Genomic DNA, 14,471 nt, shown 5'->3' on the forward strand with positions numbered 1-14,471 from the left:
CAGCAACCATCAAGACGCCTAATCAGTGATCAACGGAGAGCGATATGGATCAGAACTCTGGCAACACCGCAGGCAAGTGTCCCGTGATGCACGGCTCCAACACGCGACTGGGTGGCCGTGGCCCGACCAACAAGCACTGGTGGCCCGAACAGCTGAACCTGAGCATCCTGCATCAGCACAACCCCAAGTCGGACCCCATGGGGGCGGATTTCGACTACGCTGCCGAGTTCAGAAAGCTCGACCTGGCCGCGGTCAAGCAAGACCTCACCGATCTGATGACCGACTCCAAGGAGTGGTGGCCTGCCGACTATGGCCACTATGGCCCCTTCATGATCCGCATGGCCTGGCACGCCGCCGGTACTTACCGCACCGCCGACGGCCGGGGCGGCGCCTCCACCGGCAACCAGCGCTTCGCGCCGATCAATAGCTGGCCGGACAACGCCAGCCTGGACAAGGCGCGCCGCCTGCTGTGGCCGATCAAGCAGAAGTACGGCAACAAGCTCTCCTGGGCCGACCTCTACATTCTCGCCGGCAACGTCGCCCTTGAGTCGATGGGCTTCAAAACCTTCGGCTTCGGCGGCGGGCGCCGCGATATCTGGGCGCCGGAGGAGGACATCTACTGGGGCGCCGAGGATGAGTGGCTGGCCACCAGCGAGGACGCCAAGAGCCGCTACACCGGCGACCGTGAGCTGGAGAACCCCCTGGCGGCGGTGCAGATGGGCCTGATCTACGTCAACCCGGAGGGCCCCGACGGCAACCCGGATCCGCTGGCCTCCGCTCGCGACGTGCGCGAGACCTTCGCCCGCATGGCGATGAACGACTACGAGACCGTGGCCTTGACCGCCGGCGGCCACACCTTCGGCAAGACCCATGGCGCCGGCGATGCCGCCCATGTCGGCCCCGAGCCGGAAGCCGCCCCGCTGGAGCAGATGGGCCTGGGCTGGAAGAGCAGCTTCGGCAGCGGCAAGGGCCGCGACACCATCACCAGCGGCCTGGAAGGCGCCTGGACCCCGACTCCCACGAAGTGGGACATGAGCTACTTCGATGTGCTGTTCGGCTACGAATGGGAGCTCTCCAAGAGCCCGGCCGGGGCCCAGCAGTGGGTGCCCAAGGGGCTGGCCGACAAGGACAAGGCGCCGGATGCGGAAGACGCCTCCCAGAAGGTGGGCATCATGATGACCACCGCCGATATGGCCATGCGGGAAGACCCCGAGTATCGCAAGATCGCCGAGCACTTCCACAAGAACCCCGAGGAGTTCGCCGACGCCTTCGCTCGCGCCTGGTTCAAGCTGACCCACCGCGACATGGGGCCCAAGGTGCGCTATCTCGGCCCGGAAGTGCCCGACGAAGACCTGATCTGGCAGGACCCGGTACCGGCCGGCCCCACCGACTACGGCATCGATGCGGTGAAGACCCGCATCGCCGCCAGCGGTCTCTCCATCGCTGAGATGGTCGCCACCGCCTGGGACAGCGCCCGGACCTTCCGCGGCTCGGACTTGCGCGGCGGCGCCAACGGGGCCCGCATTCGCCTGGCGCCCCAGAAGGATTGGCCGGCCAACGAGCCCGAGCGGCTGACCAAGGTGCTGGGCGTGCTGGAAGGCATCGCCGCCGACACCGGCGCCAGCCTGGCCGATGTCATCGTGCTGGCCGGTAACGTGGGGGTCGAGCAGGCCGCCAAGGCCGCCGGCGTCAACGTCGAGGTGCCGTTCGCGCCGGGCCGTGGCGATGCCAGCCAGGAGCAGACCGACGCCGAGTCCTTCGAGCCGCTGGAGCCGGAAGCCGATGGGTTCCGCAACTACGCCCGCGCCAAGTTCACGGTCTCCGACGAGGAGATGCTGGTCGACCGGGCGCAGCTGCTGGGGCTCTCCGCGCCGGAGATGACCGTGCTGGTGGGCGGTCTGCGGGTGCTGGGCACCAACCATGGCGGCAGCCAGCACGGGGTGTTCACCGACAAGCCGGGAACGCTGACCAATGACTTCTTCGTCAACCTGGTGGACATGGACACCGAGTGGCAGCCCACCGACGCCGACCCGGACGTGTTCGAGGGCCGCGATGCCAAGACCGGCCAGGTCAAGTGGACCGGTACCCGGGTGGATCTGATCTTCGGCTCCAACTCGCAGCTGCGAGCCCTGGCCGAAAACTACGCCCAGAACGATGCCAAGGAGAAATTCATCCAGGACTTCGTGGCGGCCTGGGCCAAGGTGATGCACGCGGACCGCTTCGATCTGAAGTGATCGCTGCGTTCCATTGACCCGCCAAAAGAGCGTGCGAACGCCCCCGTTTGGGGGCGTTCGTGTGTTTGGGTTGGCACAATCCCGATTACGCTCAGAGCGTAAGACGCTTCATGCATCCTTCTGGGTTCAGCCGAACCGTGCCGTCATGACGGGGTCGCACTCACCCGGGCGCCAGCCGCCCTGGCGGATCGCCGGGTAGCCGGCCACATCGGGATTGTAGAGGTAGAGCCAGGCGGGGCCCGACCCGAAACACCTCCACCTCGACCCCGTCGGAGGGCTCGGACTTGGCGCCCGGGTAGGGGCCCAGGTCGTAGAGGGTGGCGCCGGTCAGCCGGTCGCTGCCCAGGAAGTCGGCGCCCTCCAGCCAGTGGTGATTGCGCAGGCCACGCTTGAGCGTGCCGTAAACGGCGACCAGCGGTGTGCGGGCGACGGCAAGCACGGGGGTGTGCATGGTGGCGGCCTCCTGGCGCTGCGGTGTGTGGCAATATTCTACCTTTTCGGCAGGGCTCGAAGCCACGCGGCCGGGCCGCGAACCCAGAGGGGAATGGCCGCGGTCATGGGATCGGATGTTGCCCGAACCTGGGGCTATCCTCGGCTGGTGCCGATGGCTAAGGTCCGTCGGGGTGATGCTATGCTAGGTTGGTGATATGGGGGCATGGAGTGGATCGGTTGTATGGAGGCCACAATGATTATCAGGAGGCTGGAAACTCTGCAGCTGCTCCAGCAGCGCTTGCCCGATATGGTGCGTGAGTTCGGTGTGCGTGATCTGGCTCTGTTTGGTTCCATGGCACGAGACGAGGCTGAAGCGGGCAGCGATGTCGATATCCTGGTGATCTTCGATGGCCCGGCCACGGCGGATCGTTATTTCGGGCTCCAATTTTACCTGGAGGATCTGCTGGGGCGCCCGGTAGATCTGGTGACCGACAAGGCGCTTCGACCCGAGCTCCGTCCTTATATCGAGAGTGAGGCCATGCATGTCTGAGCGGCGGCCCCGGCGCGAGTGGCGTTTCTACATCGACGACATGATCGGCTTTGCCGAAAAAGTGTTGGCCTATACCGAGGGGCTGGAGCAGGAAGATTTCATCGCCCACGATCTGACTTATGATGCCACGCTGCGTAACCTTGAGCTGCTCGGGGAGGCAGCGACCCACATCCCCGATGCGGTCCGTTCAGCGAATCCCGAGATCCCCTGGCGGATGATTATCGCCACGCGAAATCGTCTGATTCATGCCTACCTCGGCATCGATGATGATACCGTTTGGAGCATCATTCAGGATCATATCCCCGAACTGATAGAACGACTGAAATCTCTCACACGCTGACCAGTGTCGCGCGGCTGGTGCCGTTGCCCAGCGGTTCCACCTGGATCTGTACCGGGATGCGCTCGTGCATCTCCTGCACGTGGGAGATCACGCCGACGCGGCGGCCCAGGGCCTGCAGGCCGTCCAGGGCCTCCATGGCGAGTGCCAGCGACTGGGGGTCGAGGCTGCCGAAGCCTTCGTCGATGAATAGCGACTCGATGGTGAGCTCGCCGGAGGCCATGGAGGCGAGCCCCAGCGCCAGGGCCAGCGAGACCAGGAAGGTCTCGCCGCCGGAGAGCGAGTGCACCGAGCGGCGTTCGTCGCCCATATCCGTGTCCACCACCAGCAGGCCCAGGGGGCTGCCGCCACGCACCAGGCGATAGCGGCGGCTGAGCCCGGCCAGGTGGGCGTTGGCGTGCTCGAGCAGCTGCTCCAGATTGTAGGCCTGGGCGATGCGCCGGAACACCTTGCCGTCGGCGGAGCCGATCAGCTCGCTGATCCGGCCCCAGCGGCGGTGCTCTGCCTGCGCCGCCTCCAGTTCGGCCTGGCCTTCCCGCTGGCGTTCGCGTCGCCGGTCGTCGTCGTTGAGCGCGTAGAGGGCGGCATCCCGGGCCCGCTGGGCCTCCTCCCGCCGCGCAGCCAGCGCCTGCTGCTCCTTGGCCAGGGCCTCTCGGCGCTCGGCCAGCTCGCGATCCATCGCCTCGCTCAGCAGCGACTCGTCATCCGCCTCCGGCGCCTGCTCGCGGCGGTGTGCCAGCAGCGCCCGGCGGCGCTCGGCCAGGGTGGCGGTGGCCCGCTGACGGGCCTGCTCGGCCGCCTCGATCCGCTGTTCTTGCTGTCGGGCCTGCTCCTCGGACTGCTCCAGCAGCCGCGCCAGGGTGGTGTCATCCAGGTCGGGATGGGCCCGGCGCCAGGCGCTCAGCTCGGCGTCGAGGCGCTTGAGCTCCTCCGCTAGCGCCTCGAGCCGCTGGGCCTCGTGCGCCGCCTGCTGAGCGAGACGCTGCTGCGCTTGTTCGGCGGCGTGCCGGCGCTCCTGGGCGCTGTCTTTCGCCAGCTGCGCCTGCTCCTGCCGGGTGTCGAGGTGCTGCTGCCAGGCGTCCGGCGAGGCGTGTTCACCGAGTCGGGCGGCAAGCCGGCGGGCGAGCTCATCGCGCTGAGCGCGAAGCGGTGGCAGCTGCTGTTCCAGCTCGGCCAGCTGCGTGTCGGCTGCGGTCCGCTCGGCCTCCAGGCGCGTCAGCACCAGCTCCCCCTGGCGCAGCGCTTCCTCCAGCGGGGCCAGCTCGGCCTCGGCCCGGGCCAGTTCGTCGAGGGTCTGGCGCGCCTGCTTCCGCTGCGCGTCGCTGGCCTCGCGCTGGGCCTCTAGCCAGTCGTCGCGCTCGGCTTCGCCTACGGAAACCAGCTCACCGTGCAGCGGGTGCTCCGCGAGTGCCGCCTGGGTCGCGTCCCGGTGGCGCTCGGCCTGGGCCAGGTCCTGGCGGCGCTGCTCGAGGGCGGCCTCCACGGCGCGGTATTCCCCCAGCAGGGTGTCGCGCCGCTCCTGAGCCGCGTCGCGGGCCTGGCGGGCGTCGCTGAGCTGGCGCCTCTCTTCGGCTTCCTGGGCGGCGAGCTGAGCGGCCTCGGGAGTGGTTGGCGGCCGGTGGCGCCAGGGGTGGTCGAGCCCGCCGCACACCGGGCAGGGCTCGCCCTCCCGCAGGGCCTCGCGCAGCCTCACCACGCTCTCGCTGCGCACCGCGCGGCTGCGCTCGATCTGCTCGGTGACGATCTCGAGTCGTGCCTGGGCATCGTTCAGGCGCTGGCGGGCGGTCTGGCCCTCGGCCAGCAGCCGCTCCCGGCGCGCCTGCTCCTGGGCGACCTGCGTGGCCAGTCGCTGGCGCGTCGTCGCGGCCCGGACCTGCTCCTGCCAGCGGCTGGCCAGCTCGCCCAGCGCCAGGTGGCGGCGGGCGGCATGGTCGTGGTCCCGCTGGGCGGCCTGGCGCGCGTCATCCAGGCGTGGGTGAGTGCCCACCAGCCGCTTGAGGGTGGCCTGCCAGTCATCGCGCTGACGCTCCCGGGCCTGCTGGGCCTCGCGGGCCTGGCGATGCGCCTCGGCGAGGGTGTCGGCCTGCTCGTGCTGCTGGCGGTGCTGTCGGGTCGTATCGGCGAGCTGCTTCTCCAGGGTGGCCAGCCGCTGGGCCAGCTCGCGGGCCTCGCGCAGGCTGGGTTCGGCCTGGCGGCGCTCCCGGTTGGCGTGAGTGAGTGCTTGCTCGGCCTGTTCGAGGGCCTCGGCGCTGGCGCGCTGCTCGGTGCGGGCCGCCTCCAGGGCGGCGCGGGTCTCGGCGTGGCTCGCCTCCAGCGCGGCGATCTCGTCCGGCAGGGTGGTGCGGCGCGTGAAGGCGTGACGCCGCGGGGCGATCAGCCGGCGCCAGTCGCGGTCGGCACGCCGGTCAGCGAGCGCTTGCCACTCATGCTCGGCCGCCTGTTGCTGGGCCAGGCCGTCGCGGTAGGCGCTGCCCAGGCGCTGATCGGTCTCGTGCCAGCCCTGCTGAGTCTTGAGCGCTTCTTCCTGCTGCTGCAGGTGAGTGAGCGCTTGCCGGGTCGCCTCGGCGCGGCTTTCCAGCTCGGCCCGAGCCTCGGGCTTGGCGGGCAGGTCGTCGGCGAGCCGGGCCTGGAGGGCGTCCACGGCCTTTCGGGCCGCGTTGGCGCGGCGGTAGGCGGCCACCGAGATCCGCGAGTATTCGCCGGTGCCGGTGAGGCGCTCCAGCAGGTCGCTGCGGGCGTTGTCGTCGGCCTGTAGAAAGGCGGCGAACTCGCTCTGGGCCAGCAGCACGGCACGGGTGAACTGATCGAAGGTGAGCCCCAGTCGCTCCGGCAGCAGGCGCTCGAACTCCCGCTTCTGGGCGGTGAGCAGGCGGTCGGCGTCCAGGTCGCGCAGCGACTGCTCGGCAGCCTGCAGGCGGCCGGTGGCTTTCTCACGGGCGCGGCGCACCGCCCAGCGGGCGCGGTAGCGGCGGCCATCGCGGCCCAGGAAGTCCACCTCGGCATAGCCGCTGGCGGTGCCGCGGCGCAGCAGGGTACGCGCATCGCTGGTGGTCAGGGTGGAGTCCGGGGTGTCGTCGATCTGGCTGTCGCGGCTGGGGGCCTGGCGCAGCCGGGGGGTGCTGCCGTAGAGCGCCAGGCACAGGGCGTCGAGCAGGGTGCTCTTGCCCGCCCCGGTGGGGCCGGTAATGGCGAACAGGCCGGCGTCGGCCAGCGGCGCGGCGGTGAAGTCGAGCTCGAGGGGGCCGGGCAGGGAGGCGAGGTTGGCCAGGCGCAGGGCGAGGATCTTCATGAGCGGCCCTCCCCGGGCGGGTCAGCGGCGGTGTCGTCGTCCTCGCTCTCCAGCACGTCCTGGCGCAGCCGCTCGAAGTCGGCCAGCACGTCTTCGCCTGGGGGTTCGCCCCAGCGGGCCTGCCAGGTGCGCTCGAAGAGCCGGCGGGGGCCGAGGGTCTCCAGGTCGACCCGCGCTGAGGCGGCCTCGCCTTCGACTTGGGGCAGGCGGCGCTCCAGGCGCAGCAGGCGCAGGGCGCGACCGTCGAGGGCCGCCTCGACCTGGGCGCGCAGGTCGGGAATCGGAGCGTCCAGCTCCACGCGCACCTCCAGCCAGGGCCACAGCTCGCGGGGCCGGGCGGGGTCGTCCTCCAGCGCGTCCAGCTCGGCCAGCACGGCGTCCAGCGGTGCGGGGCCCAGGCGGTGCATGGCCACCGGGCGCGGCACGGGAATCGCCGTGGTGTCGACTAGTGCTTCACCGTCGAGCCGGGCCTCCACCACCTGGTGGGGGTAGTCCACCTCGCTGAAGTCCAGCGGCAGGGGGCTGCCGCTGTAGCGAATGCGCGCCTCGCCGACCTGCTGGGCGCGATGCAGGTGGCCCAGCGCCACGTAGGCGATGTCGGCGGGGAAGAGGGCGGCGGAGATCGACTCCTCGCCGCCGATCACGATGGGGCGTTCGCTGGCCTCGGACACCGCGGCGCCGTGCAGGTGGGCGTGGCTCATGGTCACCAGCGCCTGGCCGGGCTGGCGCTGGGCGCGAGCGGCTTCGATCAGCTGCCGGTGCACCCGGCTGATACCGGCCACATAGTCATTGCGCCCGGCGTCGTCCGTGGCCTCGTCCCGGGCCAGGCCGGCGCCGGTGACCTCGGCGGGGCGCAGGAAGGGCAGCGCCAGGCACCAGGCGCGGGTTTCGCCCGCCTCATCGGTCAACGGCACCAGCAGCCGTTCGGCGTCCAGGCGGCCGTCGTCCAGCCAGCTGACCCGGCCCAGGGCGTGGGTGCGCAGGCGGCGCATCAGCGGGGCGGGCAGCTCCACGCGGTTGCCGCTGTCGTGGTTGCCGGCGATCAGCACGATATCGAGCATCGGCAGGCGCTGATGGGCGCTGACGATGAAGTCGTAGAGCAGCCCCTGGGCCTGCAGCGAGGGGTTGACCACGTCGAAGAGGTCGCCGGCGACCAGGAGGGCGTCGGCCCGGCGTGCGGCCAGGGTGTCGAGCAGCCAGGTGAGGAAGGCGCGATGCTCGGCGTGGCGCTCCTGGCCGTGGAAGCTCTGGCCGAGGTGCCAGTCGGCGGTATGGATCAGCGTCATCATGGGCGTCGGGGCTCCCTTCCCTGGCGGACGTCGAAAGGGGCTAGTCTACGCCAGTACAGATCGCGATTCAGGAGGGGAACATGACGGCGGTACCGTTGCACGACTGGGACTTGGCGCCCCGCGAGGCCATCGCCCTGCAGCGCCGCCTGGCCGGGCGCGTGGAGCGCGCGGATCGCCTGGGCCCGGTGCGCCATATCGCCGGGGTGGATATCGGCTTCGAGGCCCAGGGCGAGATCACCCGCGCCGCGGTGGTGGTGCTGGCCTGGCCCGGCGCGCCGGGCGGTGAGTTCGCGGTGGTCGAGGAGGCGCTGCACCGCGAGCCAACGCGCATGCCCTATGTGCCAGGGCTGCTGTCGTTTCGCGAGGTGCCGGCGGCGCTGGCCGCCTTCGAGCAATTAACGGTGCGCCCCGACCTGGTGATGGTGGATGGCCAGGGCATCGCGCACCCGCGCCGGCTGGGTGTGGCTTCTCATCTGGGGCTGTGGCTCGACCTGCCGACCATCGGGGTGGCCAAGTCGCGGCTCTGTGGACGCCACGGCGAGCCGGGCCCCGAGCGCGGCGACTGGTCTCCGCTCACCGACGGTCCAGAGGACGAGGTGATCGGCGCGGTGCTGCGCTCGCGGGCGGGCGTCAAGCCGATCTTCGTCTCACCGGGGCATCGGCTCTCGCTGACCACCGCCCTGCACTGGGTGACGGCGTGCCTGGGGCGCACCAAGCTGCCGGAGCCGACCCGGCTGGCTGATCGCCTGGCCTCGCGGCGGGGCGAGAAAAGTCGCTGATGGCCGCCTTGGGCTTTGCATTCCTTGCCGTCGCGTTCGACCATGGGGGTCCGCCACCTGCCGAGCCTTGCCATGCCTGCCTCGATTAGCCCCGCCCTCGCCGCGACCCGTACCTGGGTCGAGAGCTTTGTCGTCGCCCACGACGTTTGCCCCTTCGCCGGTCGTGAGCTTGCCCGTGACACCATTCGCTTTACGGAAGTGGAGGCCAGCGAGTGGGAACCGGCCCTGCTGACGCTGATCGAGGAGTGCCATCGACTCGATGAGACGCCCGCGATCGAGACCACCCTGCTGGTGCTGCGTCATGGCCTGGGGGATTTCGACGACTACCTCGACTTCCTGGCCGTCGCCGAGGCGTTGATGGCCGAGCAGGGCTATACGGGCATCTACCAGCTGGCTAGTTTCCATCCCGACTACTGCTTCGAGGATACCGAGCCGGACGACCCCGCCAACTTCACCAATCGCTCCCCGTGGCCGATGCTGCACCTGCTGAGGGAGGCGAGCCTGGAACGGGCGCTGGCGCACTATGCCGACCCCGAGGCCATTCCCGAGCGCAACATCGAGGTGATGCGCCGGCTGGGCGCGGAGCATCTTGCCGCCAATCTGGTGAGGCTGCGCGACAAGAATGCTGTCTGACCGGAAATTAATTTTTGGAAAAAATTTCCATTATTTTGCGGGCGGCGGCTGACGAAGGCAACGCCATGATCTATGGTGTTGAGGGGAGGTGGCGCGCCGTGCCACCCTGTTCGATCGTGGCCAGTGTTCAGCATGGCCGAGTTTTATCGCAAGGAGTCGACATGAGCATCAAGAAAACCGCAAGCGCCGTCTGGGAAGGCGGTATCAAGGATGGCGAGGGCCGCGTCTCCGCGCAGAGCGGCGTGCTAAAGGACGTGCCCTACAGCTTCGCCAAACGCTTCGAGGATGCCCCGGGCTCCAATCCCGAGGAGCTGATCGGGGCTGCCCACGCCGGCTGCTTCTCGATGGCGCTGTCGCTGATCATGGGCGAGGCGGGGCTGACCCCGGAGCGGATCAGCACCGAGGCGAGCGTCTCGCTGACCCAGGATGACGATGGCTTCAGCATCACCGCCATTCACCTGACCACCCGGGTCAAGAGCCCGGGGGCCGACGCGGCCGCCTTCGAAGAGGCCGCCAACAAGGCCAAGGAGGGCTGTCCGGTGTCGCGGCTGCTAAACGCCGAGATCACCCTGGATGCCGCGCTGGAAAGTTGATACCACCCTGACAATGACTCATTACCGCGGCCACCTTCGGGTGGCCGCTGGCGTTCGGCAGTCATTCGGCTTTCATTGAGCGTTCAGGCGCGGCCATGCCGCGGCGGGCGGCCTTGATCAGGCCGCGAATCAGCCGCTGCTGGGGGCGGTTGAAGATCAGCCACTCGGGGTGCCACTGCACCCCGATCAGGAAGTCGTGGCGACTGGACTCGATGCCCTGCACCAGCCCCTCCCGGTCGCGGGCGACGATCTCGATGCCGTCGCCGGTCTCCTGCACCGCCTGGTGGTGCAGGCTGTTGATACGGCACCAGCTGACCTTGAGCAGGCGGTGCAGGTGGCTGTCGGCGACGATGTCCACCGTCTTGCGCGGCAGCACGGTGCGGCGTCGCTTGAGCCCCTCGTGGGTGGTATAGATGTCGGGGTCCAGGGTGCCGCCCAGGAAGACATTGAGCAGTTGGGCGCCGCGACAGATGCCCAGCACCGGCTTGTCCTGGGGAATGAAGCGCTCGATCAGTTCGAGCTCCAGCTCGTCCCGCTGGGGGTCGACGCGCACGTCGAGCTGCATCTCGCCGCCGTAGAGGTGCGCCTGGATGTCGTCGCCGCCGCCGATAATCAGGCCGTCGAGCCACTCCGGGAGCGGCCGTGAGGGCGACAGCCGCAGCGCTTCGCCGCCATGGCGCCAGACGGCGAACCAGTCGAACCACCAGGCGATGCGGCTCTTGTAGTCGGAGGTGGTGATGCCAATCAGTGGTCGTCTCATGGGCTGACTCGACTCTCCCGAATCCATTCTCGTACCCGGTAGAACAGCCGGGTCAGCGGCGACAGGGTGTGATAGCGCACGTAGCGACGGGCGCGCTGGTGCAGCTGCTCCTGGTCGGCGGCGAGGCGCTCGACTTCCACCCAGCGGTTCCACTCCACGGTGGCTCCCCAGTCGGGCTGGGAGAGCTGGGCGTTGGGCAGCCGATAGTGGAAGGTGGGGCGCGCCTTGACCAGCCTGTCGCTGAACAGTTCGTGGGGATAGTCGGGGCGCAGGTAGGCAAACAGCGGGTAGAGATCGAGCTCGCGATTGCGGGTCGGGTTGTACTCGATGTAGTCGGCGATCAGGCGGTCGAGATTGGGGGCATAGTCCGGGTCGAGCACCTTGAGGGCGTAGTCCTTGGGAAAGGGGTTGGCGTGGGGCAGCACCTCGCGGGTGATGTCGACGTCGATTTCCTGTCGCAGCCACTCGGCCAGCAGCAGGTAGGCGCGCAGCTGATCGAGCAGATGGGGCACTTCCAGGCTGGATACCTCGGGGTTGAGGTGCAGGCCGAAGCCGTAGAGCAGGCTGGCGTCGGTGCCCTTGGCGCCATGAGCGTGCAGGGCGGCGAAGAGGGCGTCGAGTTCGCCGAGCTCGTCCCAGGGCACCGGCGGGCAGACGATCTCGGTGGGTACCAGGCCGGTGACCACGTCACCGATCAGCTCGCGGGTCTTGCTGTGGAAATCCAGGCGCATCCGATGGCGCTGGCGTTCCCACTCGGTATCCTTGCGCGGCACTTCCTCGAGGACCTTGCTGTCAGGGTGGGCATACTGGGTGTCGAGCTCGATGACGAAGCTGCCCCAGCGGGTGTTGACCACCTTCTGGCGGTGGGGGCTGATCAGCTCGATGTCGCCGCCGAACAGCTCACGCACCAGCTCGGAGGTGGCCTGGGGCGGCAGGCCGGCAAACTCGATTTCCACCCCCACGTGGCGGGGCTCTCCTTGGAAATTGAGGGTCTCGGGTGGTGATTGCGGCAACATGGGGGCATCCTGTGCGATTCGAGCAAAGATCGCTGTCAGCCTACCATAGCGTTGTCCCGGCTCGGCAGGCAGCGCGGTAAGAGGCCCGCCAGGCGCCGGGCCGACGCACGGCGACGACACTCGACCAGAGGCGATGACCAAGGGGGATGCAGAGACGATGTCAGCGGATTTTCTGCCGGCGCGGACACCGGCCAGCCGGCCAGCCGGCCTCTGGGCGTGGCTGCTGTGCGTGGCGACGGTGCTGCTGCTGGTCGCCGCCCCGGCAGTTGCCCAGACGCTGCCGATCACCGGCCTGGGCGTTGACGCCGAGGGTGGGGAGCACGACCCCCGCGCCTTTCAGCAGTCCCTGCAGGAGGTGATCGAGACCCTGGAGGACGCCGAGCAGCGCGGGGCGCTGCTCGAGAGCCTGCGCGAGCTACAGCGGGTCCAGGCCGAGGCCGCCGGCGGTACCGGTATCGCGCCGCGACAGGGGCTGCTGGGTGCCCTGGCGGAGACCCTCAGCGACCTGGGCGAGCAGGCCGAGGCGGGGGAGTCGCCCATCGACGACTGGCAGCGGCAGCTGGATCAGGGCTGGGCGGATCTCAGCGAGCTGGTGGGGGAGACCGGCTCTGGCCAACTGATGCATTTCGTGGTCGACAGCACCGTGCTGCTGGGTATCTGGGTGGGCCTGCTGGTGATCCTGATCGCCCTGGGGCGGCTGCTGTTCCTGCGTCGACGGATGCCGCTGGACCTGCCTCGTGACCCACGGGGCTGGCTGCTGGCCCTGCACTTTCTGCGGCGCATGCTGCCCTGGGCGCTGGCGTTCGTGCTGGTGCTGGGGCTGGCACAGCTGCTGCCGCACAGTCCGGGGCGTGCCATGGCGCTGGTCATCGCCTATGTGGCGCTGTGCGGTCGGGCGCTGTCGGTGGTGGTGGAGTGCGTGGTCTCGGTGTTCACCCGCGGGCACCGCTTTATCGCGGTGCAGATCTTGCAGCAGCAGGCCCTGCGCCTGCTGTTCGTGATCGGGGCGCTTATAGCGCTGGGCGATGCGCTCAACTCCGAACGACTCACGCAGATGATCGGCGATGACCTGGCCGCGCTGGGCTCGGTGCTGGCCAATATGCTGGCGGCGCTGCTCAGCGTGCGCTTCATCCTCAAGTTCAAGCGGCCGATCAAGCACCTGATCCGCAACCGGCCCTGGCGGGTGCGCCGGGAAGGCGGTTCCGGGCCCGATCTCGCGCGAATCATCGGCGGACTCTGGCACGTGCCGGCGCTGCTGGTGGTGGGCGGGTCGCTGATGGCGATCTTCGTTACCGTGGGCGACGTGGGCACGGCGCTGGCCCGCTCGATCATCTCCGCCGCGCTGCTGGTGCTGACGCTGGTGGTCACCGGACTGATTCGCCGACACGCCGAGCGTCGCAGCAAGCGGCGGCGGCTCAGCGACTACCGCCGCCGCCTGGAGCGCTTCGGCTATGCGCTCTCGCATATGGTGAGCTGGATCGTCTTCGCCGAGCTGACGCTGCAGGTGTGGGGCGGCTCGCTGTTCGGCCTCGGCCAGGCCGGAGTGGCCGGCGCCCGCATTGGCCAGGCGCTGCTGGCGCTGGGTTTCACCGTGCTGCTGGCGTGGCTGGTGTGGATCTTTGCCGATACCGCCATCCAGCGGGCACTGATCTCCTCGGGGCGTTCGCGGGGGCGGCGGGTCAACAAGGCGCGTGCCCAGACCATCACGCCGATGATCCGCAACGTGATCTTCGCCACCATCGTGGTGATCGCCAGCATCGTCGGCCTGGCCAACCTGGGGGTCAACGTCACGCCGCTGCTGGCGGGTGCCGGCGTCATCGGTCTGGCGCTGGGCTTCGGCGCCCAGACCCTGGTGCAGGATTTGATCACCGGCATCTTCATCATCATCGAAGACTCCCTGGCAGTGGACGACTTCGTGCAGATCAACGGCCACATCGGCACCGTCGAGGGGCTGACCCTGCGCACCGTGCGGCTGCGCGACCTGGACGCGGTGGTGCATATCATCACCTTCAGCCGTATCGAATCGATCCACAACATGTCGCGGCAGTTCGGCATTGCCCTGATGCGGCTGCGCATTCCCCACACCATGAAGATCGATGACGCCATCACCCTGATGCAGGAGACGGCGCTGGAGCTGCGCCAGGACCCGATGATGCGCCACCATATCTGGTCGCCGCTGGAGATGCAGGGCATCCAGGCGTTCGAGGATGGCTGCCCAATCCTGCGCATGCGTTTTCGCACCGCTCCGGAAATGCAGTGGGACGTGGCGCGTGCTTTCAACCTGCTGCTCAAGCAGCGCATGGAGGCCCAGGAGATCGATCTCGATATGCCGCGGCTGAGCATCAGCATGGAAGGTCGCGGTGCCGACAGCCTGGCTGACGACCCGAATCGGGACGGGCCGCGCGATACCGCGGGGCGTGAGCCCGGCGAGGCGAACCGAGCTGACTCTCGTGGCGCCGCCCCCGACCCCAGCTGACCACCCGCCATTCACACCGCCACTCCCTCCTTGCCCCAGGCCGGCACTCGCCGGCCTGGGGCGTTCGTGCCGACGTTGCCTGT

The 14,471-nt window shown here is 69.0% G+C and carries 12 protein-coding genes; 7 read left to right on the forward strand and 5 right to left on the reverse strand.

Annotation, left to right across the window (positions count from 1 at the left end; all coding sequences use genetic code 11):
• Positions 1-44: 44 nt before the first annotated feature.
• Positions 45-2,234 (forward strand): catalase/peroxidase HPI, encoded by a 2,190-nt coding sequence (katG, locus tag HOP52_RS16420; RefSeq protein WP_238978492.1) that lies wholly within the window; start codon positions 45-47, stop codon positions 2,232-2,234.
• A 160-nt stretch (positions 2,235-2,394) separates the two neighbouring features.
• On the opposite strand, the gene HOP52_RS16425 is transcribed toward katG, so the two are convergent.
• Positions 2,395-2,685, reverse strand: coding sequence for a gamma-glutamylcyclotransferase family protein (locus tag HOP52_RS16425; protein WP_238978493.1), 291 nt, complete (start codon positions 2,683-2,685; stop codon positions 2,395-2,397).
• Positions 2,686-2,889: 204 nt separating this feature from the next.
• On the opposite strand from HOP52_RS16425, the gene HOP52_RS16430 reads away from it, so the two are divergent.
• Positions 2,890-3,216 carry a nucleotidyltransferase family protein gene (locus HOP52_RS16430; RefSeq protein WP_238978494.1) on the forward strand — a complete coding sequence of 109 codons (327 nt, stop codon included), beginning with the start codon at positions 2,890-2,892 and terminating at the stop codon, positions 3,214-3,216.
• Entirely contained in the window at positions 3,209-3,556 is a 348-nt protein-coding gene (locus HOP52_RS16435; RefSeq protein ID WP_238978495.1) for a HepT-like ribonuclease domain-containing protein, read from the forward strand. The genes HOP52_RS16430 and HOP52_RS16435 overlap by 8 nt, the downstream gene beginning before the upstream one ends.
• Here the strand turns inward: HOP52_RS16435 and HOP52_RS16440 are convergent.
• Positions 3,546-6,842: an AAA family ATPase gene (locus tag HOP52_RS16440; RefSeq protein ID WP_238978496.1), complete on the reverse strand. Its 3,297-nt coding sequence runs from the start codon at positions 6,840-6,842 to the stop codon at positions 3,546-3,548. The genes HOP52_RS16435 and HOP52_RS16440 overlap by 11 nt on opposite strands.
• On the reverse strand, positions 6,839-8,131 hold the full coding sequence (locus tag HOP52_RS16445; protein WP_238978497.1) for an exonuclease SbcCD subunit D: 1,293 nt from the start codon (positions 8,129-8,131) through the stop codon (positions 6,839-6,841). Before HOP52_RS16445 ends, HOP52_RS16440 begins: the two co-directional genes overlap by 4 nt.
• A gap of 80 nt (positions 8,132-8,211) precedes the next feature.
• Here HOP52_RS16445 and nfi point away from each other — a divergent pair, with 80 nt between their 5' ends.
• The 3 genes from nfi to HOP52_RS16460 all read left to right on the forward strand — a co-directional run bounded on the left by nfi (position 8,212) and on the right by HOP52_RS16460 (position 10,136).
• The gene (gene nfi, locus HOP52_RS16450; RefSeq protein WP_238978498.1) at positions 8,212-8,910 is read left to right on the forward strand and encodes a deoxyribonuclease V; all 699 of its coding nucleotides are present in this window, start codon (positions 8,212-8,214) and stop codon (positions 8,908-8,910) included.
• Between the two features lie 72 nt (positions 8,911-8,982).
• The gene (locus HOP52_RS16455) at positions 8,983-9,543 is read left to right on the forward strand and encodes a DUF1415 domain-containing protein (RefSeq protein ID WP_238978499.1); all 561 of its coding nucleotides are present in this window, start codon (positions 8,983-8,985) and stop codon (positions 9,541-9,543) included.
• 161 nt (positions 9,544-9,704) lie between these two features.
• Entirely contained in the window at positions 9,705-10,136 is a 432-nt protein-coding gene (locus HOP52_RS16460) for an OsmC family protein (RefSeq protein ID WP_238978500.1), read from the forward strand.
• Between the two features lie 61 nt (positions 10,137-10,197).
• Here the strand turns inward: HOP52_RS16460 and HOP52_RS16465 are convergent, their stop codons facing one another.
• A complete protein-coding gene (locus HOP52_RS16465) occupies positions 10,198-10,896 on the reverse strand; it encodes a gamma-glutamyl-gamma-aminobutyrate hydrolase family protein (protein ID WP_238978501.1) in 699 nt (232 codons plus the stop codon).
• Positions 10,893-11,912, reverse strand: coding sequence for an amidoligase family protein (locus HOP52_RS16470; RefSeq protein ID WP_238978502.1), 1,020 nt, complete (start codon positions 11,910-11,912; stop codon positions 10,893-10,895). Before HOP52_RS16470 ends, HOP52_RS16465 begins: the two co-directional genes overlap by 4 nt.
• Positions 11,913-12,069: 157 nt before the next feature.
• Here HOP52_RS16470 and HOP52_RS16475 point away from each other — a divergent pair, with 157 nt between their 5' ends.
• A complete protein-coding gene (locus HOP52_RS16475; RefSeq protein ID WP_238978503.1) occupies positions 12,070-14,388 on the forward strand; it encodes a mechanosensitive ion channel domain-containing protein in 2,319 nt (772 codons plus the stop codon).
• Positions 14,389-14,471: the final 83 nt, after the last annotated feature.

It is taken from the genome of Billgrantia campisalis (assembly GCF_022341425.1).
In the GTDB taxonomy this organism is placed as follows: domain Bacteria; phylum Pseudomonadota; class Gammaproteobacteria; order Pseudomonadales; family Halomonadaceae; genus Halomonas; species Halomonas campisalis.

What these genes read in the sequence shown, in the direction of transcription:
- katG (WP_238978492.1), top strand. Translation starts at nt 45, where the DNA reads ATGGATCAGAACTCTGGCAACACCGCAGGCAAGTGTCCCGTGATGCAC.
- HOP52_RS16425 (WP_238978493.1), bottom strand. Translation starts at nt 2,685, where the DNA reads ATGCACACCCCCGTGCTTGCCGTCGCCCGCACACCGCTGGTCGCCGTT.
- HOP52_RS16430 (WP_238978494.1), top strand. Translation starts at nt 2,890, where the DNA reads ATGGAGTGGATCGGTTGTATGGAGGCCACAATGATTATCAGGAGGCTG.
- HOP52_RS16435 (WP_238978495.1), top strand. Translation starts at nt 3,209, where the DNA reads ATGTCTGAGCGGCGGCCCCGGCGCGAGTGGCGTTTCTACATCGACGAC.
- HOP52_RS16440 (WP_238978496.1), bottom strand. Translation starts at nt 6,842, where the DNA reads ATGAAGATCCTCGCCCTGCGCCTGGCCAACCTCGCCTCCCTGCCCGGC.
- HOP52_RS16445 (WP_238978497.1), bottom strand. Translation starts at nt 8,131, where the DNA reads ATGATGACGCTGATCCATACCGCCGACTGGCACCTCGGCCAGAGCTTC.
- nfi (WP_238978498.1), top strand. Translation starts at nt 8,212, where the DNA reads ATGACGGCGGTACCGTTGCACGACTGGGACTTGGCGCCCCGCGAGGCC.
- HOP52_RS16455 (WP_238978499.1), top strand. Translation starts at nt 8,983, where the DNA reads ATGCCTGCCTCGATTAGCCCCGCCCTCGCCGCGACCCGTACCTGGGTC.
- HOP52_RS16460 (WP_238978500.1), top strand. Translation starts at nt 9,705, where the DNA reads ATGAGCATCAAGAAAACCGCAAGCGCCGTCTGGGAAGGCGGTATCAAG.
- HOP52_RS16465 (WP_238978501.1), bottom strand. Translation starts at nt 10,896, where the DNA reads ATGAGACGACCACTGATTGGCATCACCACCTCCGACTACAAGAGCCGC.
- HOP52_RS16470 (WP_238978502.1), bottom strand. Translation starts at nt 11,912, where the DNA reads ATGTTGCCGCAATCACCACCCGAGACCCTCAATTTCCAAGGAGAGCCC.
- HOP52_RS16475 (WP_238978503.1), top strand. Translation starts at nt 12,070, where the DNA reads ATGTCAGCGGATTTTCTGCCGGCGCGGACACCGGCCAGCCGGCCAGCC.